Source organism: Mesotoga sp. UBA5557 (assembly GCF_002425715.1).
In the GTDB taxonomy this organism is placed as follows: domain Bacteria; phylum Thermotogota; class Thermotogae; order Petrotogales; family Kosmotogaceae; genus Mesotoga.
Map to the genome: position 1 here is coordinate 55,318 of NZ_DIMV01000025.1, position 22,287 is coordinate 77,604.

General features: G+C 44.4%; 22 protein-coding genes. 8 read left to right on the top strand and 14 right to left on the bottom strand.

The genetic code is table 11. From position 1 onward, the window contains the following. The 3 genes from B3157_RS02850 to B3157_RS02860 all read right to left on the bottom strand — a co-directional run bounded on the left by B3157_RS02850 (nt 1) and on the right by B3157_RS02860 (nt 3,091). Complete coding sequence (locus tag B3157_RS02850) at nt 1-990, bottom strand: LacI family DNA-binding transcriptional regulator (RefSeq protein WP_292588705.1); 990 nt, start codon at nt 988-990, stop codon at nt 1-3. 266 nt (nt 991-1,256) lie between these two features. Then, nucleotides 1,257-2,117, bottom strand: a complete 861-nt coding sequence (locus B3157_RS02855; protein WP_099830548.1) for a DegV family protein — start codon at nt 2,115-2,117, stop codon at nt 1,257-1,259. Next, entirely contained in the window at nt 2,117-3,091 is a 975-nt protein-coding gene (locus tag B3157_RS02860) for a fumarylacetoacetate hydrolase family protein (RefSeq protein ID WP_292588708.1), read from the bottom strand. The genes B3157_RS02855 and B3157_RS02860 overlap by 1 nt, the downstream gene beginning before the upstream one ends. Nucleotides 3,092-3,272: 181 nt before the next feature. Between B3157_RS02860 and B3157_RS02865 the strand changes: the two genes are divergently transcribed. Next, complete coding sequence (locus B3157_RS02865) at nt 3,273-3,662, top strand: DUF3783 domain-containing protein (RefSeq protein WP_099830546.1); 390 nt, start codon at nt 3,273-3,275, stop codon at nt 3,660-3,662. After that, on the top strand, nt 3,655-4,494 hold the full coding sequence (locus B3157_RS02870; protein ID WP_292588737.1) for a GNAT family N-acetyltransferase: 840 nt from the start codon (nt 3,655-3,657) through the stop codon (nt 4,492-4,494). Before B3157_RS02865 ends, B3157_RS02870 begins: the two co-directional genes overlap by 8 nt. Nucleotides 4,495-4,497: 3 nt before the next feature. Here the strand turns inward: B3157_RS02870 and B3157_RS02875 are convergent, their stop codons facing one another. The 11 genes from B3157_RS02875 to rpmB all read right to left on the bottom strand — a co-directional run bounded on the left by B3157_RS02875 (nt 4,498) and on the right by rpmB (nt 16,337). After that, the gene (locus B3157_RS02875) at nt 4,498-5,514 is read right to left on the bottom strand and encodes a cyclic nucleotide-binding domain-containing protein (RefSeq protein ID WP_292588711.1); all 1,017 of its coding nucleotides are present in this window, start codon (nt 5,512-5,514) and stop codon (nt 4,498-4,500) included. A gap of 76 nt (nt 5,515-5,590) precedes the next feature. Then, entirely contained in the window at nt 5,591-6,820 is a 1,230-nt protein-coding gene (locus tag B3157_RS02880; RefSeq protein ID WP_214079355.1) for an acetate kinase, read from the bottom strand. A gap of 13 nt (nt 6,821-6,833) precedes the next feature. Continuing rightward, nucleotides 6,834-7,778 (bottom strand): class II fructose-1,6-bisphosphate aldolase, encoded by a 945-nt coding sequence (fba, locus tag B3157_RS02885; protein WP_214060046.1) that lies wholly within the window; start codon nt 7,776-7,778, stop codon nt 6,834-6,836. A gap of 63 nt (nt 7,779-7,841) precedes the next feature. Beyond that, nucleotides 7,842-8,861, bottom strand: a complete 1,020-nt coding sequence (dprA, locus tag B3157_RS02890) for a DNA-processing protein DprA (protein ID WP_214079354.1) — start codon at nt 8,859-8,861, stop codon at nt 7,842-7,844. Continuing rightward, complete coding sequence (hslU, locus tag B3157_RS02895; protein WP_214079353.1) at nt 8,861-10,249, bottom strand: ATP-dependent protease ATPase subunit HslU; 1,389 nt, start codon at nt 10,247-10,249, stop codon at nt 8,861-8,863. Before hslU ends, dprA begins: the two co-directional genes overlap by 1 nt. Beyond that, on the bottom strand, nt 10,249-10,794 hold the full coding sequence (gene hslV / locus B3157_RS02900) for an ATP-dependent protease subunit HslV (RefSeq protein ID WP_214060948.1): 546 nt from the start codon (nt 10,792-10,794) through the stop codon (nt 10,249-10,251). Before hslV ends, hslU begins: the two co-directional genes overlap by 1 nt. Nucleotides 10,795-10,796: 2 nt before the next feature. Beyond that, entirely contained in the window at nt 10,797-11,708 is a 912-nt protein-coding gene (locus B3157_RS02905) for a D-alanine--D-alanine ligase family protein (protein WP_292588716.1), read from the bottom strand. Further along, nucleotides 11,708-13,927, bottom strand: a complete 2,220-nt coding sequence (gene topA / locus B3157_RS02910; protein WP_292588718.1) for a type I DNA topoisomerase — start codon at nt 13,925-13,927, stop codon at nt 11,708-11,710. The genes B3157_RS02905 and topA overlap by 1 nt, the downstream gene beginning before the upstream one ends. Before the next feature lie 18 nt (nt 13,928-13,945). Beyond that, nucleotides 13,946-14,998 carry a 3'-5' exoribonuclease YhaM family protein gene (locus tag B3157_RS02915; RefSeq protein ID WP_292588720.1) on the bottom strand — a complete coding sequence of 351 codons (1,053 nt, stop codon included), beginning with the start codon at nt 14,996-14,998 and terminating at the stop codon, nt 13,946-13,948. Beyond that, nucleotides 14,970-16,106 (bottom strand): alanine racemase, encoded by a 1,137-nt coding sequence (gene alr / locus B3157_RS02920; protein WP_214079350.1) that lies wholly within the window; start codon nt 16,104-16,106, stop codon nt 14,970-14,972. Before alr ends, B3157_RS02915 begins: the two co-directional genes overlap by 29 nt. Nucleotides 16,107-16,145: 39 nt before the next feature. Next, on the bottom strand, nt 16,146-16,337 hold the full coding sequence (gene rpmB / locus B3157_RS02925; protein WP_292588722.1) for a 50S ribosomal protein L28: 192 nt from the start codon (nt 16,335-16,337) through the stop codon (nt 16,146-16,148). A 91-nt stretch (nt 16,338-16,428) separates the two neighbouring features. Between rpmB and B3157_RS02930 the strand changes: the two genes are divergently transcribed. The 6 genes from B3157_RS02930 to B3157_RS02955 form a co-directional block, all read left to right on the top strand. Next, nucleotides 16,429-16,845: an antibiotic resistance protein VanZ gene (locus B3157_RS02930; RefSeq protein ID WP_292588724.1), complete on the top strand. Its 417-nt coding sequence runs from the start codon at nt 16,429-16,431 to the stop codon at nt 16,843-16,845. A 106-nt stretch (nt 16,846-16,951) separates the two neighbouring features. Further along, nucleotides 16,952-17,908 carry a hypothetical protein gene (locus tag B3157_RS02935; RefSeq protein ID WP_292588726.1) on the top strand — a complete coding sequence of 319 codons (957 nt, stop codon included), beginning with the start codon at nt 16,952-16,954 and terminating at the stop codon, nt 17,906-17,908. Nucleotides 17,909-17,990: 82 nt separating this feature from the next. Further along, nucleotides 17,991-20,474 (top strand): type I pullulanase, encoded by a 2,484-nt coding sequence (gene pulA, locus B3157_RS02940; RefSeq protein ID WP_414674278.1) that lies wholly within the window; start codon nt 17,991-17,993, stop codon nt 20,472-20,474. Nucleotides 20,475-20,489: 15 nt separating this feature from the next. Further along, nucleotides 20,490-20,987: a MogA/MoaB family molybdenum cofactor biosynthesis protein gene (locus B3157_RS02945; protein ID WP_214079347.1), complete on the top strand. Its 498-nt coding sequence runs from the start codon at nt 20,490-20,492 to the stop codon at nt 20,985-20,987. A 99-nt stretch (nt 20,988-21,086) separates the two neighbouring features. Next, nucleotides 21,087-21,704, top strand: a complete 618-nt coding sequence (locus B3157_RS02950; protein ID WP_292588731.1) for a deoxynucleoside kinase — start codon at nt 21,087-21,089, stop codon at nt 21,702-21,704. After that, nucleotides 21,701-22,287: deoxynucleoside kinase (locus tag B3157_RS02955; RefSeq protein ID WP_292588733.1), on the top strand; the 587-nt coding region annotated here is incomplete at its 3' end. The genes B3157_RS02950 and B3157_RS02955, both read left to right, overlap by 4 nt.

A 22,287-nucleotide genomic window follows, 5' to 3' on the forward strand; every position in this document is an offset into this window, starting at 1 on the left:
TCACGCCGTCCTCCTGCGTTTTAGCTTGGGCAGGAATCTTACCGGCTGAATATACTGTCCTGGTGCTTCTATCTTTTGGATTATCAGCTCCGCTGTTTTCTTGCCCATTTCTTCCATTGGCTGCTCGATTGTAGTCAAACCAGCTCTTTGAGTCCAACTCTGATTATCATATCCCACAAGGAAAAAATCCTTTCCAGGAATCTTCTTCATAGCAGCTGCAGTCTGAAGAACCTCAAGGGCGAAATTGTCGGCCAATGCGAAAATGCCGGGTTTAGTGTTTTCAGAAAGGATCCGTGCAATCTTTTCGTGAGCCGTTTCGAAGAAGAACGATGTGTAGACGAGCCTCTCAGGGTCAAAATCATATCCCTTGTCCCGGAGAATGTCGATAAAGCCCTCAATTCTCTTTTCGAAATTCTCAGTTGCTAGAATAGTGTTTTCTTCCTCAAAAGAGATCACAAAGAAATCTGATGAGCCACACTCAATGAGCAGCTCGGCAGCCATCCTTCCGCCCATGACATTATCCAGATAAACACAGTCGTACTCCTCGGATTGAGCCTCAAAAAAGACCATGTTTGTTCCGAAGTCAATACCGTTCTTAAGCAAGAATTCTGTGTTCATTGTACAAACTACAGCCCCATCTGAGTCATGAAGCAAAGCAAGATCTCTCCTAAGTCTTCTCAGTCTCCTTTCCGAAAACACAGGATAAATTACCATCTCGTAGTTTTTCATGTCGAGATAGTCATCAAACGACTTCATAACTCTCCAATGGAACTCAGTCCTGACTTCAGGCATCAGGAAGAGAATTCTTCTTGTCTTACCTCCCGCCAGTGTTCTTGCCGTTTGATTCGGTTGATAACCTAATTTCTCAATCGCCCTAACAACCTTAATCCTGGTTGCCTCTTTAACAGAACCGCCATTTAGTACACGTGAAACGGTACCGGTTCCAACTCCGGAAAGAGCTGCAACATCCTTAATAGTTGGCTTCTTCAAAGAGATCGCTCCTATAATCAATAGGAATTTGGAATCGCTTCCATTATAACAATTCAGTTAAGTCAGTCAAAACGTGAATATCCTTTATTTGAGTGAATGAAGAATAAATACCGAAGAAAAAGGCAAATTAGCTGTTGTATCCTGCAGATAAATCCCGAGATCTTTCCGTTGCTCACTGTTGCTTCTTGTTGGGCAATCGATTTACTTGATACGCTTCTTCCAACGATTTCAGTGTATTAGTATAAGATTACTGGATCTTATTATTCCTACGCAATCAAGGCCCCTATCCCAATAATTCCTTTCCCTCCGTGGACAAGGATTCCAGAGGATAACTCTCCTGCAAGCAAATTCTCAGAAAGCGAAGAGATTTTCGTTCTGACCCAATCAACCAGGGAGACCGTATTGCTGTCATCTCCAGAATGATACAGAGCAACACAAAGGACTTTCTTTCCTTTGACTGTGTCTAGCAGACGATCTACCATCTTTTCAACGGCCTTTTTCATCCCCCTGGCTTTGCCGGAGAGGGTGAAAACACCACTACTGTCGATTGTTCCTATAGGTTTCACATTGAGTATTTCTCCTACAGAACCCTCAAGCCTTCCTATTCTCCCGCTCTGTTTGAGATACTTCAATGTCGGCAAAGTGAAGAAGACTATGTTCTTGATTCCTGCGCAACTTCTAAGGTCTGATGCGATTACTCTCAAAGAGTCTCCGCGTTCTTTCATCTTTATCGCCTTGTAGACAAGCATGGCTATTCCGCCCGAAAGTGACAAAGAATCTACCGATTCAATGACAACCGACTTGCGCTCGCTAGCAAACTGTTCACCTATCGTCTTGAATAAATTATGAGTTCCGCTAAGCCCACCGGAAAGATTGACAACAAGAAGTTCATCGTAACCTCTTGCATACATTGTCTCGAAGGCCTTCATCACGTCGCCAGGGCTAGGGAGTGACGTTCTGGCAAAGTTGTCGTCAAGAAAGTCCGCAATTTCGGCCTTGCTTATTTCTACGCCCTCGCGAAAGGACTTTTCTCCCAGAACAACCATCACAGGAACGATGTACACATCTTCTCTTTCAGCCAGCTCCAAAGGAAGATCCACGATTGAGTCACAAATAATTCCTATCATTAATATGCTTCCTCCTCATCAACAACCACGTTTCTTTGCAAACCAAGACTTATTCTGCCATCTGAAGAGAATATCCTGGATTCAACAACATCCCCGGGGTTCAAATATCTCCCGCTCTTCTGCTGATCTCTAACAAAGATCTCCCATCTTTTGGACTCAGAAAGCTGACCAATGAACCACGAACGAAACCCCTTTTTTGTACTGAGTGCGGTCCCTTTCGGAGTACCCGTGAGAATAACGTCTCCAGGGTAAAGATCTGAAAACCGACTCAGCTCCGAAATCGTCTCTGCAGGGCTATAAATCATGCTAGATGTCGAAGCACTCTGCCTGACGGAACCATTTACACTCAGTTCGACATTGAGATTTGCGACACATTCCGTCTCCTCTTCATCAAAAATCGCCATGAACGGACCTATAGGGCAGAAAGTACGATAGCTTTTACCCTTAAAGAACTGAGACTGAGGTAACTGGACATCCCTCGCTGAAACATCATTCGCCATAACGATTCCACCTACGTAAGTAGTGAGTTGCGATGAGTCAACATCGATACTTCGGCTTATTTGAGCTCTGATGACAAGGCCCAGCTCCACTTCATAATCTAGAAGCCGTACCCCAAGTGGCCTAACAATTGGTGAACAAGGATCTGATATTGAAGCAGAGGATTTGTTGAAGAACATGTTGTACTTCTTGTCTTTCTGCCTTGTTCCCGTATCCAGAAGATGATCCAGATAGTTCTTTCCCTGACAAATAACCCTGCATGGTTTTGTTATAGGAGATAGAACCTCAATCTCGGAGAGAACGATCTTTTCTTCGGAAGCAAGGTCCTTGAGTTGCTTGAGATCCTCAGATGCCGAGCTAAGAAAGTCACCCGTCGTTGAACATTCCACATCCAGAGGACGGACAAAACCGTCTTCAAGAACTCCCCAGAATTCTCGTCTCTTGCTACTTCTAAATCTTCCAACATGGACTATCACAAGCCCGCCTCCCTCATTTATTATAACCTGAGGCTTCGATCAATGTCTCCGTTTTTTTCGTTGGCTTCCCATTAATAATTGTCTGCACGGATTTACAGCGAGCGGCTCGCAAAGTTAGCCCATAGGTAACCGTTGGCTTTGAGCAGGTATGGCTGTGCTAGAATTGTTCTGAGGTGATTGAATGAGTACTTTCGAGCTCCAGCGTGCGGTCCTTCTTCACTGTGACGAAGCGGCAACAGAGGTCCTTCGAAAATCATTCAAGGACACCACGGTAATCGACTGCCGTGGGTTAGAGAACTTAACTCTGAAGGAAATTCTGAATTCGGAATGTCCAAAGAAGGAGGCTCCCTTGACTTCCGGCGAGGTTCTCTGTTATGTGATTTTTAGTGGGTTTGAGAACAGTTATATTGGTCAGATCATTAAACAAATCCGTCGGTATCTTGGGAGAGACTTGGTATTCGCAACCACCACTGAATCGAATATGAACTGGAAGATGAGTGATTTGCTTTCTGAATTGGCGGAGGAACACAACTACTTTGTGAAAGCGAGGCGGGAAAAACTTGATGGATAACTTGTTCCATAAACTTGAGGATCTCTCAAAAGTTGAATTAGTAAATCTTCTGAATTCGATTTTTTCGGACTATGTTCTCAGAATGCACTGGACTCTGGAGAGTTTCGAGAGAGATGTGAGAGAGAACAACATATCGCTTTCGGAATCCTTCGTTATGGAAGTAAAGGGAGAGTATGCGGGAGTTGTGCTGTTGAGTTTCAGGGGCAAAAGAGCAAAAATCGACCTGATGGGAGTCTTGTCTTCTTTCAGAAGAGAAGGAATTGGCTTCCGAATGGTCGATGAGGCACTGAAAATCGCAAAGTGGAATGGTTGTGAGCAAATTGTTCTGGAGGTCCCGGAAAAGGATTCCACAGCAATCGCCTTTTATGAAAAGTATGGGTTCAGGCACAAACGTAATCTGATCACTTTCTTCATCAAAAGACCCGGCACAAAGGGGTTCTCACTCAAGAAATCCGATTCAAGCAGAATTATAGAGTGCGCTCTTTCTGCAATTAGCAACTTCAAGAGAAATCCCGAGTGGGAAAGAGAGCCTTCTAGTTTCACTCATCTAGAGCAGTACAACTTTGACTTCGTTGAGAATCCCGAGGGAAAGGAAAGAGGCTACTGCATCTGGCAGGAAAAGGATTCTCTCTTCTATGTGAGAGACGCTGGCCCAGTAAAGAGTTCCTCATATAGGGAAATAATAGGAGGGCTATGCGGAATCGCTAAGGACAAAGGGCTCACTCCTCTCTTTCCTACCGTTCCGGATGACGATCCGCTATTTCTGGAAGCAACGGAACTCGATCCTCAGGTTTTGCTAAAGCAGAGCGAGATGATTTACAAGATTCATTGAACATCATGAAATTAGTGACTGTCTCATATACCCGAGAATATACTCCACCATCTTGAATCCGTCTTGAGGAGATTTGTGTATCAGGTGTTGAAAAAGCCGGCTTCTGTCCAAGAGCACATACTCGGAATTTCCCCGAACAACAACTGTCGTGTCCCACTTACTCTTCGCCAACAACTGAACTTCGCCGATAGAATTTGGAGATTTAAGCGAAAATAAAACAGAATTTTCATTCTCTCTTCTTTTCGAGAGAATCATCTCTCCTTTGAGAAGAAAGATAGCACTGCCGGCTCTTTTCCCCTCCTCAACAACAATCTTGTCCGAATCGGTCTTTCTGATTTTCCGTGAGTCCCTTCTCAAATTCCTGAAGAGGTTTGAACTGTAATCGGGTCCCTTATAGAGGAACTTGAATCCCGATTCTAGAAGTCCCATGCGACAAGCAAAGAACCTAGCTATTCCAGCTATCTCGTCTGCCTCTCCTTCAACAATCTCCAGAATCGATGTCAATGCCAGATCTAAAGAGTTATTTAGAAAACAGCTCAATGAATAGTAGAGTTTCACCGGTCTTGACAAAGGTGAGTTCTGATACTGTTCCAGATAACTCTTCAGAACTTCCTGAGCAGATGGGTATTCCCTCCTCTCTATCAGCTTTATGCCCTTTCTGTAAAGAGACTTTTCGCCGAACAATAGTGGAGGGTATTCCTTCAACCAGTGCTGCTTCATGGATACCAAAATCGAAACCAAACCGTCAAGATCAAGACCCTTCGATTCGGAACATGATCTCAAATCTTCTTCGACATTCTGAAGGAACCTCTCGAGTCTCTCCGGCCTGGCAACCAGATATTCTCTGAGCTCATCCCTATCGCCAACAAGAATTGAAGAATCCCCTATGGAAAGAAGATCTCCGCTGTACTTTTCACCAACTATAGACATTGGATCTGCTAGATCTCCTTCCATATAGACCTTGTCATCCGAATTGAATCCCTTAAGAATAAGCCCACCTGACGACACAATATAATACAAGTCTGCCTTCTCACCACGACCTGCAAGTTTCGTATCTCCCTCTAGAACAATTTCCCTTATAATCCTTCATCACCTTTCAGTCTTCCCAAAGTTTCAGTTCCTTAAGTCCGTTCTTAACTATCTTACTTGTATCCCTTGCAATAACGAGTTCTTCGTTCGTAGGAATCACAAAAACCTTGACTCTAGAGTCTGCAGTTGAAATCATTACTTCCTTTCCCCTGACTCTGTTATTTTCTTCGTCAAGAGATATCCCAAGGTGACCAAGATACTTATTTATGATATTGGCTCTCAGATATGCGCTGTTTTCTCCAACTCCAGCTGTGAAGACTATTGCATCGACTCCGTTCATAGCGGCTGCATAAGCACCAATGTACTTTGCCAATCTGTGCTCATATACGTCATGAGCTCGTTTACACAGAGGTTCATTATCCATTGCGCGCATCTCAATGTCTCTCATATCACTGAACTGCCTGTCTGTGAGTCCGTACATACCGCTTTCCTTGTTTAGCAGATTGTTGACTTCGCCAGGTGAGAGCCCTTCTTGTTCTTGCAAGAAAGGCACTATTGCAGGATCAATATCTCCAGAGCGAGTTCCCATAACCAGTCCCTCAAGAGGCGTGAACCCCATTGAAGTATCGAAAGATCTGCCATTCTTAACGGCTGTGATCGAAGCGCCATTTCCTATGTGAGCAGTTATTATCTTTAGCTCCTTGAGTGGTTTCCCTAGAATGGATGCGGCCCTTTCCGAAACGTATCTGTGGCTTGTGCCATGGAAGCCGTATCTTCTTATTTTATACTTCCTATAAAGACCATAAGGTATTGCGTAAAGGTAAGAGGATTCGGGCATTGATTGATGGAATGCCGTATCAAAGACGCCCACTTGAGGAACCGATGGAAGGATCTTCTTTGCAGCAACGATCCCTTCTATGTTCGCCGGATTATGAAGAGGTGCAAGGAAGTTGTTGGATTCTATTTCCTTTATCACTTCATCGTCAATGAGCACTGAAGAAGCAAATCTTTCACCACCGTGGACTACACGATGACCTACCGCTTCAATCTCGTTAATGTCTTTCACAACTCCAGTCTTCTCAGCCTGCAAAACTTCTATTATAAGTTCTAGGCCTTCAGTGTGGTCGGCAATGTCGTTCTCGAACTCAAACTTCTGGTCGCTCTTCTTGTGAGTCAGTTTTGATCCAGGAATTCCTATTCTTTCGAGTAGACCTTTTGCCAGCACATTTTCACTTGCGGCATCGAGAAGCTGGTACTTGATTGAGGACGAGCCGCAATTGATTACAAGAATCTTCATTTGACACCCCCGTTTATGCTTTATTAGAACATCCTAGAAGTCTCAACCTTTCCCTTATCACATTCTTGACCAGTTCTTTCGGTGTCTTGAAGTATTTTCTCGGATCAAACTCCCCAGGATTCTTTGCAAGAAACTCTCTCAACGAAGCGATGAAAGCCATTCTCAAATCTGTATCTGTGTTAACCTTGTTTATTCCGAATTTCACTGATTCAGCAAGAATCTCGCCAGGAACTCCCTTTGCCCCTTTGAAGTCAGCCCCATACTCCTCGGCCAGGTTCTTGACCTCCTCGGGAACGCTCGAAGCTCCATGTAGAACAAGAGGAATACCGGTAAGCTTCTTAACCGTCTTCAGTCTCTCAAAGTCAAGTCTCGCTTCTCCCTTGAACTTAAAGGCCCCATGGCTAGTTCCTATAGCAGGAGCAAGAAAGTCCACCCCAGTCTCTTTAACAAACTGCTCTGCCTCCTTGGGATCGACAAGAGCCGCTTCATGGGACTCAACCGCGACATTGTCCTCTATCCCAACCAACCTGCCGAGTTCCGCTTCAACCGATACTCCAAGACTGTGAGCAATTTCCACCATTTTCTTCGTCTCTATCACGTTCTTCTCAAAGGGAAATTCGGAAGCATCAATCATTATAGAAGAATAGCCTGCCTGAATGGCGGCCATGAGTATTTTGAAGTTCTTTCCATGATCGACATGTAATGAAACTGGAATATCGACTGTCTCCGCATAGCTCCTTACCATCGAAACAAAAAGCCGTGCTCCCAGCATAACATTGCCGTTTCCTGCATACTTGATTGCACCTTCGGAGGTTTCGATTATCACTGGAGAGCGCTCTTCAACTCCAGCATCGATAATCGCTTGAAGGAATTCTAGATTGTTGATATTTAGCGCTGGTACCGCGTAGGATTCTTTGTTAGCCCTATCAAGTATCAGTTTTGTGTTAACGTAAGGCATTTTTCTCCCTCCAATCTCGTCTCTAGATCAACATTTCATCAAGATTATACCAGCTTAAAACGGCTAAGTTCTATTCCATCGCCCGTTTTCCTCATAAACGTAACCTTCGAGTTGAAGGTTCGTTAACTCAACTATCAAATCTTTGCTAGGTAGTTTCGTTTTGAGAAGAAGCTCTCCAAACGTCAGAGAACCGGTTCCGAGAACTTCTAGAACCTCTGAATCTACACTCCCTTCGTGTAACTCTCCAATGTCAATCTCAGGGAATTCCTCAATCACGTCACCGAATTCCGCAACGAGCTTTGCACCATTCTTTATGAGCCAGTTTGTTCCCTCAGAGTTCTTTCGGTTGATATCTCCGGGAACAGCGTAGACATCTCTTCCATTTTCAAGCGCAAGCCTAGCGGTGATCAAGGAGCCGCTTCGTATAGTCGCCTGTACCACTAAGACCGCCCTCGCTAGACCGGCAATTATTCTATTCCTTCTTGGGAAATTCTGTTTCAAAGGGGGCGTTCCAGGCAGATACTCCGAAATTACGCAACCTTTTTCCATGACCGATCTGATAAGAGAGCTGTTTGACGCAGGGTAATAGACGTCGATTCCCGTTCCCAAAACACCTACAGTCGTTCCAGATCCGTCAAGAGCACCAATGTGAGCTTCGGCATCTATTCCGACAGCAAGACCGCTGACTATCGTGATTCCTCTTTCGGAAAGCAACCTTGAGTACTCTCTGGCAACTGAAGTTCCGTACCTGTCGGCCTTCCTTGATCCGACAACCGCTAAGACGCTTTTTGAATCGAGCAATGAGACTTTTCCCCGAAAGAAAAGCACTGAAGGCGGTTCGAAGATGTGCTTCAGAGAATCGGGATACTCCTCATCCCTGTGAGTTATGAAGTTGCCGTATGTTGAAAGAGTTCTAATAACACTGGAGAAATTCCTTGCGAAATTCTTCAGTTTGTTTCTATTCAATTCTATTGGCGAACGAAAAAGCAGAGAGCTATCGAATCCAGAACTCTCTATCTTCTCCATTTCAGAAGGGTTGAAGTCGCCCGAAAGCGCAATTGCAGCATATTCTAATCTATCCATCACAAAATGAAAGCACTGAGATCCTCGTCGGCCGCGATTTCGCCGATTCTTTCATCAACATACTTCAAATCAATAAGAACTTCATCACTAACGTCCGGAGCCTTAAACGATACCTCTTCTAGAACCTTCTCAACAACCGTGTATAATCTTCTAGCTCCTATGTTCTCTATACTTTCATTAAGATTGTGGGATACCCTGGCTATCTCATTGAGGCCATCTTCGGTGAACTTCACTTCTACACCTTCAGTTTCAAGCAAAGCAACGTATTGTTTCGTTATTGCATTCTTAGGCTCAACCAGGATTCTTAGGAAATCCCCCTGGGTCAACGCGTCAAGCTCAACTCTTATAGGAAACCTTCCCTGAAATTCAGGTATCAAATCAGAGGGTTTTGCCGCATGAAAAGCTCCTGCCGCAATGAAAAGTATGTAATCGGTTCTTATCTGGCCATGTTTGGTTGTGACAGTTGTTCCCTCAATGATCGGCAGTAAATCCCTCTGAACACCCTCGCGAGAGACATCTGGTCCATGGGAACCGTTTCGGAAAGTTATCTTGTCTATCTCATCAATGAATACGATTCCTCTATTTTGAACTCTTTCAATCGCTTCTGCTATGACCTTATCCATATCAAGAAGTTTTTCAGCTTCAACCGGTAAGAGTGCCCTTCGAGCATCGACAATTCTCATTCTCCTCTTTTTCGTCTTCTTCGGCACCATACCTCCCAGAACACCCGACATATCGATTCCCATGTCTTCCATACCGGGAATCATTATCATCGGTTGACTGTGATCCTCTATCTCAACCTCAATATCGAGATCTTCAAGATCTCCGCTTCTCAATCTCTCTCTATAGTCTTCCCTGCGGTCCTTAATTCTTTCAAGTTCCTCCTGACTAGGTTTAGACTGCTGTTGTCCCTGAAATAACTCAAGAATGTTCCTCGGTCCACTTCCTTTCGTCTGAGGACCGGGAACCAGGGCTTCAAGGATTCTCTCCTCAACCTGGAAGATCGCCTTCCCCTCAACCTCGCTCATCTTCTCCTGCTTGACCATATTGACCCCGACTTCAACGAGCTCCCTTATTATCGACTCAACATTCTTCCCAACATAACCAACTTCCGTGAACCTAGTTGCTTCGACCTTAGTAAACGGAGAACCAGTCAACTCCGCCAGTCTTCTTGCTATTTCAGTCTTGCCAACCCCCGTAGGGCCCATCATAAGTATGTTCTTTGGTATTACGTCTTTTCGCATCTCTTCAGGAAGTTTCTGTCTACGGATCCTATTTCTCATGGCTACTGCGACAGCTCTCTTAGCCTTGTCTTGACCTACTATATACTTATCGAGTTCTTCGACTATTCTCTTTGGAGTCAACTCATCCAATTCTTCTCTCTTCATTACTTATCTCCTCCAAGTGTTTCCAGAGTGAAATTCGTGTTGGTGTAGATGCATATCTCACTGGCTATAGTCATTGACCTCCTTGCTATCTCTTCTGCATTGAGATCGCTATTCCTCATCAGAGCTCTTGCAGCAGCAAGTGCGTAAGAACCGCCAGAACCAATTGCTAGCACTTCTTCGTCGGGCTCTATCACTTCGCCATTTCCAGATACGAGAAGAATGCTCTCTTTGTCAGCAACGAGTAGAAGAGCCTGAAGGTTCTTAAGAATCTTGTTTGTTCTCCACTCCTTAGCAAGATTCACGGCTGCTCTCTTAAGATTTGAGTTGACTTCCTTGAGCTTTTCCTCGAATTTCTCGAAGAGAGTCATTGCGTCGGCTACAGAACCCGCGAAACCCGCTAATACCGCTCCATCACCAAGCTTCCTTACTTTTCTGGCTGTGCCTTTCATCACTGTATCTCCGATCGTGATCTGACCATCTCCTACCATAACAGTATTTCCGTTTCTTCTCAGAACCAGTACCGTTGTACCGTGCATCGTCTTCATGATTACCTCCTGTTCCTCTTCTCAGCAGACTCAATCACGCCCCGAACAATGTCCTCGAAAGACATGCCCGCGGCCCTGGCAGACATAGGAAGATCACTCAGGTCAGTCATTCCAGGTATAGTATTTACCTCGAGAAAGAAGAAAGTCTTATCCCTCAGTATTCCATCAATTCTGGCAAAATCCTTGCATCCGAGAAGATCGTAGATTGCAGCAGACTTTTCGATAATCGTTTCATACACGTCATTATTCATTGGAGCCGGGACCACAAAATCCGTCAACCCTGCCGTGTATTTCGCTTCATAATCATAAAAACGTCTCTTCGGTCTTATCTCTAGAATCGGAAGAACCATATGGTCATCTTCCGAATCAATGATAGATATGGTGATTTCTCTTCCTTCTACGTATTCTTCAAGGAGAAGAAAATCGTAAGTGCCAAGAAGTTCCCTTGTTCTTTCCTTCAATACCGCAAGATCGTCACAGATGAATACGCCGATGCTCGATCCTTCTCTTACCGGCTTCACCACACAGGGAAATGTCTCCCACTCCTCAAGATCGACCTCGCCGCCAATTCTTCTCCATACGGGCAGATCGACGATATCCCTGACAAGCCTGTATGTAATCTCCTTGTCGAAGCAAATCGAACTGGTCCTGGAATCGGAACCGGTGTAGGGCATTCCTGCCAGTTCTAGCATACCCTGAAGCGTCCCATCTTCACCGAACTTACCATGTAGAGCCAAAAACATGAGGTCTACCTTTAAAGTAAGAAGAGCAGGAATCGTCTCCCTTCTGAGATCAAAGGGCACTACTTCCACACCGAGCTTCTCAAGAGAAGTTACTACGTTCATTCCGCTCTTAATCGAAACGTTTCTCTCATTAGAAAGCCCGCCGTAAACAACGGCAACCCTTCGCTGCATCAAGCTTCTCCCACCTCGAAATCCTTCTTGCAGTTTTCACAATACTTGACTCTCTTTCCGCCTCGCTTCACCTTGAGGAAGAGATTGGAGCCACAGATCTCGCACTTCTCTTCTGTAGGTTCGTTCCAGAACATTTCCCCACAACCGGAACACTTGTAGTAGTTTTTCCCCTTCTTGCTTCTAAGCTTTTCAACAACCCCGCCGCATTTCGGACAATGTGCATCAATCCTGACGTTCCTTGTGTACTTGCATTTCGGATAGGCAGAACAGGCAATGAATTCTCCGTATCTTCCTTTTCTCTTAACCAAATTGGATCCGCATTCGGGACAGCTTTCATCTATCTCAACTTCTAATTTCTGATTCGGGGCAACATCTTTCAGAAGAACTTTTCCATCGATAACACAGGTGAAGGACGTCATGTCCACAGACTCGTTTTTGTCGCAAGACTGACACTTAAGATATCCGCCGTACCTTCCGAATACAACCTTGAAGGCTCCGCCGCAAGAACACTCCCTATCGGTCTCGAATTCGATTCTTAACTCTCCCTTCTTGATCTTCTTGTCAATCTGATCAAGATCTATTCTAAAACCTTCATAGAAATCGTGAACAACATCTCGCCACTTTTTTGATCCGTTTTCAACTCCATCGAGTTCTTCTTCCATGTTTGCTGTGAAATTCGTGTTAACAACATCCGGAAAATACTCGTTTAAGAACTCATTCACAATAGAGCCCAGCAATGTCGGTCTTAGTTCTCTGGATTGTCTCAGCACATATTTCCTGTCGAGAAGTGTGGAAATTATCGTTGCATATGTTGACGGACGCCCTATACCTCTCTTCTCAAGTTCTTTAACCAGGGAGGCCTCACTGAATCTGGAAGGCGGTTTGGTTGTATCCTCTTCCCATTCTAGTTTGGAAGGCTTGACTAATTCTCCCTTTTTGTAGTCGTGGCCAATTTCGCTCTTTGAGGATCTTGAGATAATCCTTTCAAACCCGTCGAATAGTCTTCTTTCTCCGGTCAAACTCAGAATGTACTTGCCGCTTTCGTCAGCCAATTCAACATCTGTCACCGCATACTCTGCACTCGCCATCTGAGAAGCAATGAATCTATTCCATATTAGGGCATAGAGACGGAGATTATCTCCTGACAGTAGCCTCTTGGCCATCTCCGGATCATTTTCGGGATATGTTGGTCTGATCGCTTCATGAGCATCCTGAATTTTCTTACCTTTACCGCCTGATCTAACAGGACCGACGTATTCGCTTCCGAAGCTGTTGCTGATTATCTCTACTGCCTTATCTCTTGCCTGACTCGAAATCCTTGTGGAGTCTGTTCTCATGTATGTGATGAAGGCTATCTGGCCCTGATCTGTCTCAATTCCTTCATACAGCTGTTGAGCAACTTTCATGGTCTTGCTGGCGCTCCATCCTAGCTCCCCAATCGCGCTTTGTTGAAGAGTTGAAGTAATAAAAGGCATCGGAGCGCTTCTCTTGGAAGTTCGTTTCTTAACATCCTTAACACGGAGAACGCTTTTCGAGAGCTCTTCAATGATCTCATCTCTCTTTTCTTCAGTAGTCACGGATTTGTTGTTAAACTTCTTTCCTTCAATTTGCGAAAGAGCGAACCGATCCTCGGCAGTCTTAGCAAAAATCTTGAAAAATCTGTGCGGAACAAAGACTGCGATCTTCTTCTCAAGCTCAACCATTAACTTCAGAGCCACCGACTGAACTCTGCCGGCGCTCAAACCCTTAGTCATAGTTCTCCATAGAAGCGGGCTTATCTTGTAGCCCACAATTCTGTCCAGAACCCTTCTAGCTACTTGAGCTTCAACCTTTGACATGTCGATATTTCTTGGACTAAGAATTGCGCTCCTTATTGCAGATTCAGTAATCTCGTTGAAGACTATCCTGTTCTTTTCATCTCTGGGAAGGCCAAGAAGCTCTGAAATATGCCACGCAATAGCCTCTCCTTCACGGTCAAGGTCAGAAGCCAGAAAGACTTTCTTGCCTTTGGACTTCTTTTTGAGTTCCTGTACAACTTTTTCCTTCCCTTTCAGGACTTCATATGTGGGTTCGAAATTCTCAGGATTCAATCCGAGATTAGATTCGGGGAGATCCCTAACATGTCCCTTTGAAGCTGCAACTTCGTAGTTTTTTCCCAAGTATCTACCAATCGTCTTCGCCTTTGCGGGCGACTCAACTATAACAAGCTTGTCAGGCAAGATATCACTCCCAATTCCTCAGTCACCTGATCTTCTGTTCTTCATGAAGACCCTTCTATTCAGAAAACGATCATAGTTGCTCCAAGAAGCCGTTGACCCGTTGAATTCTCTCTCTTCAATCTCACGAAACTGGGCAACTTTGGAATCGAGGTCGTCGGCCATGTGAAGAACAATCGCTTCAGTTGTCTTTGGAATAACAGGGGAACCCCACTCCATCTCTCCGTGATGAGATAGAAGAAGATGCTTGATCTCGGTTTGAAGATAGCGCGGGAAGCCCTGTATCTTCGCTATTGCTCTGCCTACCATCTCAATTCCCATAGCGATATGACCAACTAGCTCACCGTCGTTAGTTCGATCGATTCCGGCAGGCGTTACCGCGTATTCATAAACTTTGCCTATATCATGCAACAATGCACCTGCTATCAGAAGATCCCTGTCTATAGAATCACTGTACTTCGTTGCGAAGAAAACGCAAAGCTCTGCAACAGACATTGTATGCTCCAAAAGACCACCCTTGTAAGCATGGTGTACCTTTGCCGCTGCAGGGGAGATAATGAACTTCTCAATGAACTTCTTATCGTTTTCGAAGATATCTCTCAGCAAGGCCTTGATATGCTCTTCACTCATATTGTTTATAAGACCCAAAAGATCATCGTACATCTGCGGGATATCTTTGGTTGTTACAGCCATGAATCTTTCGGGATCATACTGTCCGATTTCTAGAACTTGAATACCTTCCGAATCAAGATTCAGCTGCTGCCTATCTTCATATACAACTACCCGCCCCGAGATTCTTACAACGGTTCCCTGTTCCAGAGTGTCATCGTTGTGCTCTGCGTTGAACCAATCGATAGCTCTTATCGCGCCTGTCTTGTCAGAAAGAGTGAGAAGAAGGAATTTCTTCCCGTCTCGAGCCTCCTGAATTCTCTTAGAATGAACCTTAAATATTGAAAGGACAGAACTTCCCGGGCGCAGGTCCGAAACAAACGGAAGACCGTCCTTATTAGTTTTATCCTGGTCGTCATTTATCTGACTAAGAATCTCATTTCCTATTATGTCGCGGAGTTTCATAATCTTCTCCTTTCCAATAGATCCTGGGAACTCTAGAAGTGATAGAGCAAACCACTTCGTAATTTATGGTACCGCACAGTTCTGCAATTTCCTCCGCAGTTATCGTCTCTTCTTTCTGTGAACCGATAATAACTACTTCGTCTCCCACCGACAGCTTACTATCGACATGTGATACGTCAACCACAAATTGATCCATGCAAACCCTACCCAGGACTCTACATCTCCTGCCCGCAATAATAACACAACCTCTGTTAGAGAGCAGTCTATTAAAGCCGTCTGCATAGCCAACAGGAATAGTGGCAACAAGCATCTCTCGTCCGGCAACAAAGGTTCTTCCATAACTAACTGAATCACCGGCTCGAATCTTCTTTAGGAAGGAAATGCAGGTTTTCCACTCGATTATCGGCTTGAGATTGTAGTCAATAACGCTCGATGGTTGAAGACCATATGTTGCAATACCCACTCTAACATAATCGTAGTCTTTGTTATCAAGAAAGATGGTACCGGCGCTATTCGAAATGTGAACCACGAAGTCCCTGCCCCTGCTCTTACCAATGCCCTGGAGGAACTTTCTGAACTCCTCACTCTGCTCGAAAACGAAATCGCTATCCTTTTCATCGGCGGTAGCAAAGTGTGTGTAAGCACCCGTTATTTTGATTCCATTAGCGACCGCCGACTCATATAACTTGATCGATTCTTCCCATTTCATCCCAAGCCGTCTCATCCCTGTATCTACTGCAATCTCAAAATCAGGAAGGGTTTCGTTGAGGCCAGAAATGCTATCAAGCTGACCGGAGGAACAGAGCGACAATGTAAGACCGTACTCCTTTGCAGCAAGTATCTCTTCATTATCCACATAGTTCAGGACAAGAATCGGAAGAGATATTCCGCTCTCTCGAAGCTTTATCCCCTCTTCAAGAAAAGCAACTGCAAGCCTTTCAACGCCAGCTTCCTCGGCTACTTTGGACAGCTGTTCAGCGCCATGGCCGTACGCATCTGCTTTCACAACTGCCATCAGCCTCGCTGGATATGCTTTCCCAGCTAAATAAAGAAGATTCTGTCTATAGGCAGACAGATTTACTAAGGCGTAGGTCTTTCTACTATTCATGGAATACCTTTTTGGCAAAACACGCTCGGTATGCTATAACTAAATTGCTCTTGTGACTTTCCCAGCTTTAAGGCACTTCACACAAACATTAATTCTCTTTACCTCACCATCAACTACGGCACGGACTTTTTGAACATTCGGCTTCCACCAGCGCTTGGCCTTTTTATTTGAGTGAGAGACCATATTTCCGGTTCTTGGTGCCTTACCACAAACTTCACAAACTTTGGACATCTGATTTGTCCTCCTCTCGATTCGCAATACAATTCATTATAGTAAAGAAAGATCAGCTTTTCAACTCGTTTGGGAGGTTTCACTTCTTGAAATGTCGTTGACTTTCATGTTTGTCACAAGCATAATCTTAGTTATGAAGAAGATAATAACTGCGATTCTGTCAATCACATACATGATTGCAACAGTCTACTTTTATTTGAGACCGGGAGTACAAACTTTTGTAGTCGGAAGCGACAAGTTCCTTCATTTCGTAGGATTCTTCTCCGGAGGTGTTCTTCTGATTCTGATTTCAAGAATCGGAGCCAGCCGTCTGAACAGGCTTGCCCTTGGGTTCTTCTTGGTGATTGGACCTTTAGTCCTCGAATCTCTTCAAATCATATCTCCTTACAGACAGTTCGACACTCTGGATATCTTGTTCAATTACCTTGGCTGGATTGTTCCTGCAACCGTTTTTTCGATTGTTGAACGCTGCATGGTTCTACTGAAAAACAGAGATTCTCATGGATAAAACCACTTGATCAGCAAAGTCCAACTTTCAACACAGACCTTCAAATTATTCTTCTAATAAGCTAAGATGATATACTTCTTTTTGATCGTGAGGGGAGGTGTAATACTTGAAAGAGAGAAGCTCAGTGAAGTTGCTATCAATCTTTCTGATATCGTTTATGATAAGCCTTTCGCCCATGGTCGTTATGGCAGAGCCATCTATTATGGTTAATACTCATTATGTTTCTCCGGATGCTACGCCTTCCGGGTTTCCAGCCCTCATAGTAGGGACTGTGAACAACTTTGATCTCCTGATTTTGAAAGAAGGTCTTCTTGAAAGAGTAGTTTTGGAGGGAATCGAGATTCCGAAGTATGACTGGTCAAGACCTCATAGCAGAGCGCTTCTTAGTCTTCTAAGAAGTACAATAGGGTCTTGGGCAAGGATCCAGAAGATATCTACTGAAGAACCTTCTTCTGCTTACGTATGGATCTCGATCGAAGATGAAGTCTATCTACTTCAATCAATAATCGTATCAAGCGGTCTTGCTATTTCCGTTGCAGATGGAGAAATCGAACTGAGCTATGCCGAGGAATACGCTTCCATGGAGAAACTGGGTATCTGGGCAGATGAAGCAAACTCTCTGGAATCACGAATAGAAGAAGATTATGGGCAAGAAGATCAGCCGCCTGTCCAAGACTCGTCAGTCCAGAATGCAAAACTCGTGATTTCAGAAATCAAGATCTTCGATAACGGCGAGTATGCCCTTATAGTCCTAGCCGCTGAAGAGAGAGGAAGTTCAGAAGGTTATTCAATCTCGATAGTCTCAAAGTCAGATAGAAGTGTTGATGAGGATGTCTTCTTCTTCGCTTCAGGAAAAGAGGCTGAAGTTCACGAGCAAATAACAATACTTGTAACACTTGACAGATCACGAACCGTTTCTTATGAGTATGATTTTGTCTGGGAAAGCTTCCTTGATCCTAGAGGAGGCTACCTGGGGGTAAGGGCTCCAAGTGGTAGCAAAACCCTTTTCGAATATGAATACGATAGAAGAATTAGTGGCTTCATTGTAACCCCACTTAACTGAAGGAGGCTTTATAATGAAAAGAGTGTTGTTCTTCTTGGTGATTATCTTCGGAACAACGATTTTGGCTTTTACAGGAGAAAGCATGGGGAAAAGTTCAGCTGATTACAGCGCAGAAACTGTAATTATAATCCACTATCATAGGTACGATAACAACTACGACGGTTGGAATCTCTGGGTTTGGCCCGATAAACCAAAGAGCACGGATGGAAAGTCATATTCTTTCGACAAAATCGACGATTTCGGAGTCACTTCGATAGTAAGGCTTGCCGACAAACATTCGAGACTCGGATTCATTGTTAGACTTCGCGAGTGGGAAAAAAAGGACATAGCCGTCGATAGATTTGTAGATATTCCTGAATCCGGTGTAGTAGAGATTTGGGTAGTTGAGGGTGAAGAAGAATTCTTGTTAGATCCGGAAAAGATAGATCTTACACCGAAAGTTAAGATCGCTTTCCTGGATTCATTGACTGAGATTCTGGCCTCTCTATCCGCCCCGGTTGACACTAAAACGGCAGCTCCAAAAGTTACCTTGAACGGCTCTGCGCTCAAAATCGAGAGGTTTGAGAAGGCTGATCCGACAGACATATCAACCACAAACTACGTGAAGATTGTGCTTTCCGAACCGATTGCCGCTGAAAACGTGAACAAACAACTCTCTCTAGAGATCGAAGGGTTTCTGTCAAGCGAAGTGATCGTTAGAAAGGCGCTGGATGATCCACAGTTTTACTACGACAAAGAACTTGGAGCAATCTACTCGGAGAGTAAAACAGTATTCAGAGTTTGGTCTCCCGTATCTTCTTCGGCTACAGTCATACTCTTTGAAGACCTCTATTCCGAAGTCTACACAGAGGTCCCCATGAGCAAAATCGAGGCAGGTGTGTGGGAAGCGACGGTTGAGGGTGATCAGCATTTAAAAGCCTACAAGTACCGGTTTTTCTCTTACGGTAAGGAAAGAGAGACTGTAGACATCTACTCTAGAGCAGTAACAAGAAACAGCGAGAGATCAGTCGTAATCGATCATAACAAGGCAGTGTTCGATGGCTGGACAGGCCATGAAATCCCCCCTTTTGCGAAGCCGGAGGACGCGATTATTTACGAGATCCATGTTGGCGATATGACATCAGACTCAAATACCGACATAGAGAGTAAAGGAAAGTACCTGGGACTAACCGAAAGAGGAAAGACCGGGCCTGATGGGGTCACCGCCGGACTGGATCATATAATTGAACTTGGCGTAACTCACGTTCATATTATGCCATTCAATGATATTCACTATATCGATGAGGGCGTTGACGGACAATACGGCTGGGGGTATGATCCATATCTATACATGGTTCCGGAAGGACACTATAGCACAGATCCTTATGACCCACTTAGCAGGATTGCTGAGTCGAAAATGATGATCAAAGCCTTCCACGATAATGGAATCAGGGTGATTCTCGATACAGTATATAACCATACTGCAACAACAGGTTCTTCCTCACCATTTGACCAGACTGTTCCCTATTACTTCTACAGAACGGACAGAACAGGCGACTATCTTAATGGAACTGGGGTTGGAAACGAAATAGCTACCGAAAGGCCGATGATGAGGAAGCATATTCTCGATACAGTTAAGATGTGGGTCCAAGATTACCGAATCGACGGTTTTAGGTTTGATCTCATGGGTTTGATAGACCGCGACACTGTTCTTGCAATAGACAGAGAACTACATGCTATTGATGAATCGATTCTCCTATACGGTGAACCTTGGGGAGGCTGGGGAGCAACGATCACCTTTGGCAAGGGAGATCAGAGGGGTACCGGAGTAGCGGTCTTCAATGATAATCTTCGCGATGCGATAAGAGGTAGCGTTTTCGATCCAAAGGTAAAGGGTTTTGCTCTTGGAAGCCGTGCAAAAGAACGAAGGATAATGCGTGGAATTGTAGGTAGTATTGATTACAGCAACGATATTAAGGACTTTGCTGATGACCCGGCAGAGACAATAAACTATGTTTCGGCTCATGACAATCAGACACTCTGGGACAAGAACAGTGCAGCGATGCCCGATGCCCCAAAAGAGCTCCTGATTAGTGCTCAGAAACTTTCAAACGCCATTGTTATTCTTTCGCAGGGGATTCCGTTCCTACATGGAGGAGTTGATTTTGCGCGCACGAAATACGGAAACGAGAACAGTTACAACGCGGGGGTAGAGCTGAACAAGATGGACTATTCCAGAAAAGCGGAATTCATTGACCTGTTCGAGTACTACAAGGCTCTGATACACCTGAGAAACAATCATCCCGCATTCAGGATGGGCTCAGCCGAAGAAATAAGCAGAAATCTCAAATTCCTGGACGCTCCTAGGAACATAGTCGCTTTCACTATAGATGGCAGAGCGGTAGGCGATTCTTGGGATGAAATTCTCGTAATCTTCAACGGTAATCTTGAACCAAGCGAGATAACCTTACCAGATGAAAGCTGGAATCTTGTTGCTGACAAAGACAGAGTCTCAGAAGATGCGTTTGAAAGGCTGTCCGGAAAGGTAATACTTGCACCGGTATCCACTTATATCCTTCACAAGTGATTTCGGAGGTGTGTTATGTACAGCTGCAAGATAATCAGAATACTTGAGTCTGGCTTCTTTGAGGAAATCTCCCGGTCAATAGAAATCTCAAAGAGAATTCTTGAAGACCATGATTTCACGTATACCGGCTCCACTGATGTCGCTCCAGTAATGAGCGACCTGAAAGAAGCGATATATGCAGACTCCTGTTCAAACGATGTTGTTCTGGTTCTTGGAGGAACTGGTCTATACAGAGAAGACATTGGTCCTGAGGTTGTCTTATCTCTTGTAGACAAGAGAGCAACAGGAATCGAGACTGCCATGTTGAGAAACGCAATTGTTGCCGATCCATCTCTGTGTCTTTACAGGGTGGGAGCAGGAACGATAAAAGACTCAATAGTACTTTCTGTACCAGGATATCATGAGACAGTTCATTACTATCTGGAGGCTGTTCTGGATTACCTGAAACCTTTTTTTGATGGACTGAGGGCGCCGGAGAAGATTCTTGGCAATGATGGCAACGTAAATTTGTGATACGGTGAGCAATCGTGAGAAAATCGCTCCTTATTGTCATTTCGGATTTTCGATATAGATCTTTACTAAGTCTTGAGTGTAAGGGAGTTTTGAATTCATATGATGTTTTCAAAAGTTAGTGGAAAATACGTTTCTGTTGAGGGCGTAATCGGGGTTGGTAAAACTACCCTGGTCAAATTGCTATCTCAGAAGTACACGATGCCCACTGTACTGGAAGTAGTCGAGGAGAATCCTTTTCTCACGAACTTCTACGAAGACATGGACAGGTGGGCCTTTCAAACTCAACTCTTCTTCTTGATAAGCCGATTTGATCAACAGTCACTACTGAAAAAGGCGGCTTCTCAAGGCCAAGGAGTAATCTCCGACTATGCATTTGTGAAGGATCACTTGTTCGCTTCGCTAACTCTGAAAGGCGAACAGCTAAGACTCTATGAGAAGATCTTCAATGCTCTTAAAGAGCAGGTCCTCCATCCCGACCTCATAGTCTATCTCTTTGCTGAGGTAGACATTTTGATGAACAGAATCGCTTTGAGGGACAGACCCTTCGAGAGAAGAATGGACAGAACTTACATAACAATGCTTGGAGACGCGTATGAAGAATATATGAAAGACGTGAAGGAAAGCAAAGTGCTCAGGATAGATACATCAAACATCGACTTTGTGAGGAACCATGATGACCTTAACACTATTTTCAACAGAATAGAGGCATGTTTATGATTATTGGAATTTGCGGAAACATTGGGGCAGGAAAATCGTCTCTCACCTCGCTTCTTGAGGAGACTCTGGGATTCAGAGGGGTCTACGAAGCAGTGGATGAAAACCCGTTTCTGAAGGATTTTTACTCCAACATGGAGCGATGGGCCTTCCACTCGCAACTATTTTTTTTGATAAAGAGATTCGACTTCCTCAAGAGAGTCGTGACAGAGGGCGCAGTAATTCTTCAAGACAGAACTATATATGAGGACGTTGAGATATTTGCTCGCAATCTTCAGCTTATGGGTTATATCGATGAAAGGGACTGGCAATTATACATGGACACTTACCAGACACTTTCTGAACATCTGACCGCCCCAGACGGAATTGTCTATCTTAAGTGCTCGAAGAACGTGTTGTTGAAGAGAATAAGGAAGAGAGGGCGTGGTTTCGAGAGTGGTGTCAGCGAGGACTACATCGAAAGACTGAACGGTCTTTACAGCGAATGGATCAACAGCGTCACCTTCTGTCGTAAGTTAGTTATTGACGGAGATAGATATGATTTCATAGAGAGTCCTCAAGACAGAGAAGACGTTCTTCACCTGAT

Excerpts from the sequence above, each read along its gene's own strand:
- B3157_RS02930 (WP_292588724.1), top strand. The coding sequence starts at position 16,429 with ATGTCGTTGACTTTCATGTTTGTCACAAGCATAATCTTAGTTATGAAG.
- B3157_RS02915 (WP_292588720.1), bottom strand. The coding sequence starts at position 14,998 with ATGAAACTCCGCGACATAATAGGAAATGAGATTCTTAGTCAGATAAAT.
- B3157_RS02855 (WP_099830548.1), bottom strand. The coding sequence starts at position 2,117 with ATGATAGGAATTATTTGTGACTCAATCGTGGATCTTCCTTTGGAGCTG.
- dprA (WP_214079354.1), bottom strand. The coding sequence starts at position 8,861 with ATGGATAGATTAGAATATGCTGCAATTGCGCTTTCGGGCGACTTCAAC.
- B3157_RS02950 (WP_292588731.1), top strand. The coding sequence starts at position 21,087 with ATGATGTTTTCAAAAGTTAGTGGAAAATACGTTTCTGTTGAGGGCGTA.
- B3157_RS02865 (WP_099830546.1), top strand. The coding sequence starts at position 3,273 with ATGAGTACTTTCGAGCTCCAGCGTGCGGTCCTTCTTCACTGTGACGAA.
- fba (WP_214060046.1), bottom strand. The coding sequence starts at position 7,778 with ATGCCTTACGTTAACACAAAACTGATACTTGATAGGGCTAACAAAGAA.
- B3157_RS02880 (WP_214079355.1), bottom strand. The coding sequence starts at position 6,820 with ATGAAGATTCTTGTAATCAATTGCGGCTCGTCCTCAATCAAGTACCAG.
- hslV (WP_214060948.1), bottom strand. The coding sequence starts at position 10,794 with ATGAAGACGATGCACGGTACAACGGTACTGGTTCTGAGAAGAAACGGA.
- B3157_RS02905 (WP_292588716.1), bottom strand. The coding sequence starts at position 11,708 with ATGCAGCGAAGGGTTGCCGTTGTTTACGGCGGGCTTTCTAATGAGAGA.
- B3157_RS02870 (WP_292588737.1), top strand. The coding sequence starts at position 3,655 with ATGGATAACTTGTTCCATAAACTTGAGGATCTCTCAAAAGTTGAATTA.
- rpmB (WP_292588722.1), bottom strand. The coding sequence starts at position 16,337 with ATGTCCAAAGTTTGTGAAGTTTGTGGTAAGGCACCAAGAACCGGAAAT.
- alr (WP_214079350.1), bottom strand. The coding sequence starts at position 16,106 with ATGAATAGTAGAAAGACCTACGCCTTAGTAAATCTGTCTGCCTATAGA.
- B3157_RS02945 (WP_214079347.1), top strand. The coding sequence starts at position 20,490 with ATGTACAGCTGCAAGATAATCAGAATACTTGAGTCTGGCTTCTTTGAG.
- hslU (WP_214079353.1), bottom strand. The coding sequence starts at position 10,249 with ATGAAGAGAGAAGAATTGGATGAGTTGACTCCAAAGAGAATAGTCGAA.
- pulA (WP_414674278.1), top strand. The coding sequence starts at position 17,991 with ATGGGGAAAAGTTCAGCTGATTACAGCGCAGAAACTGTAATTATAATC.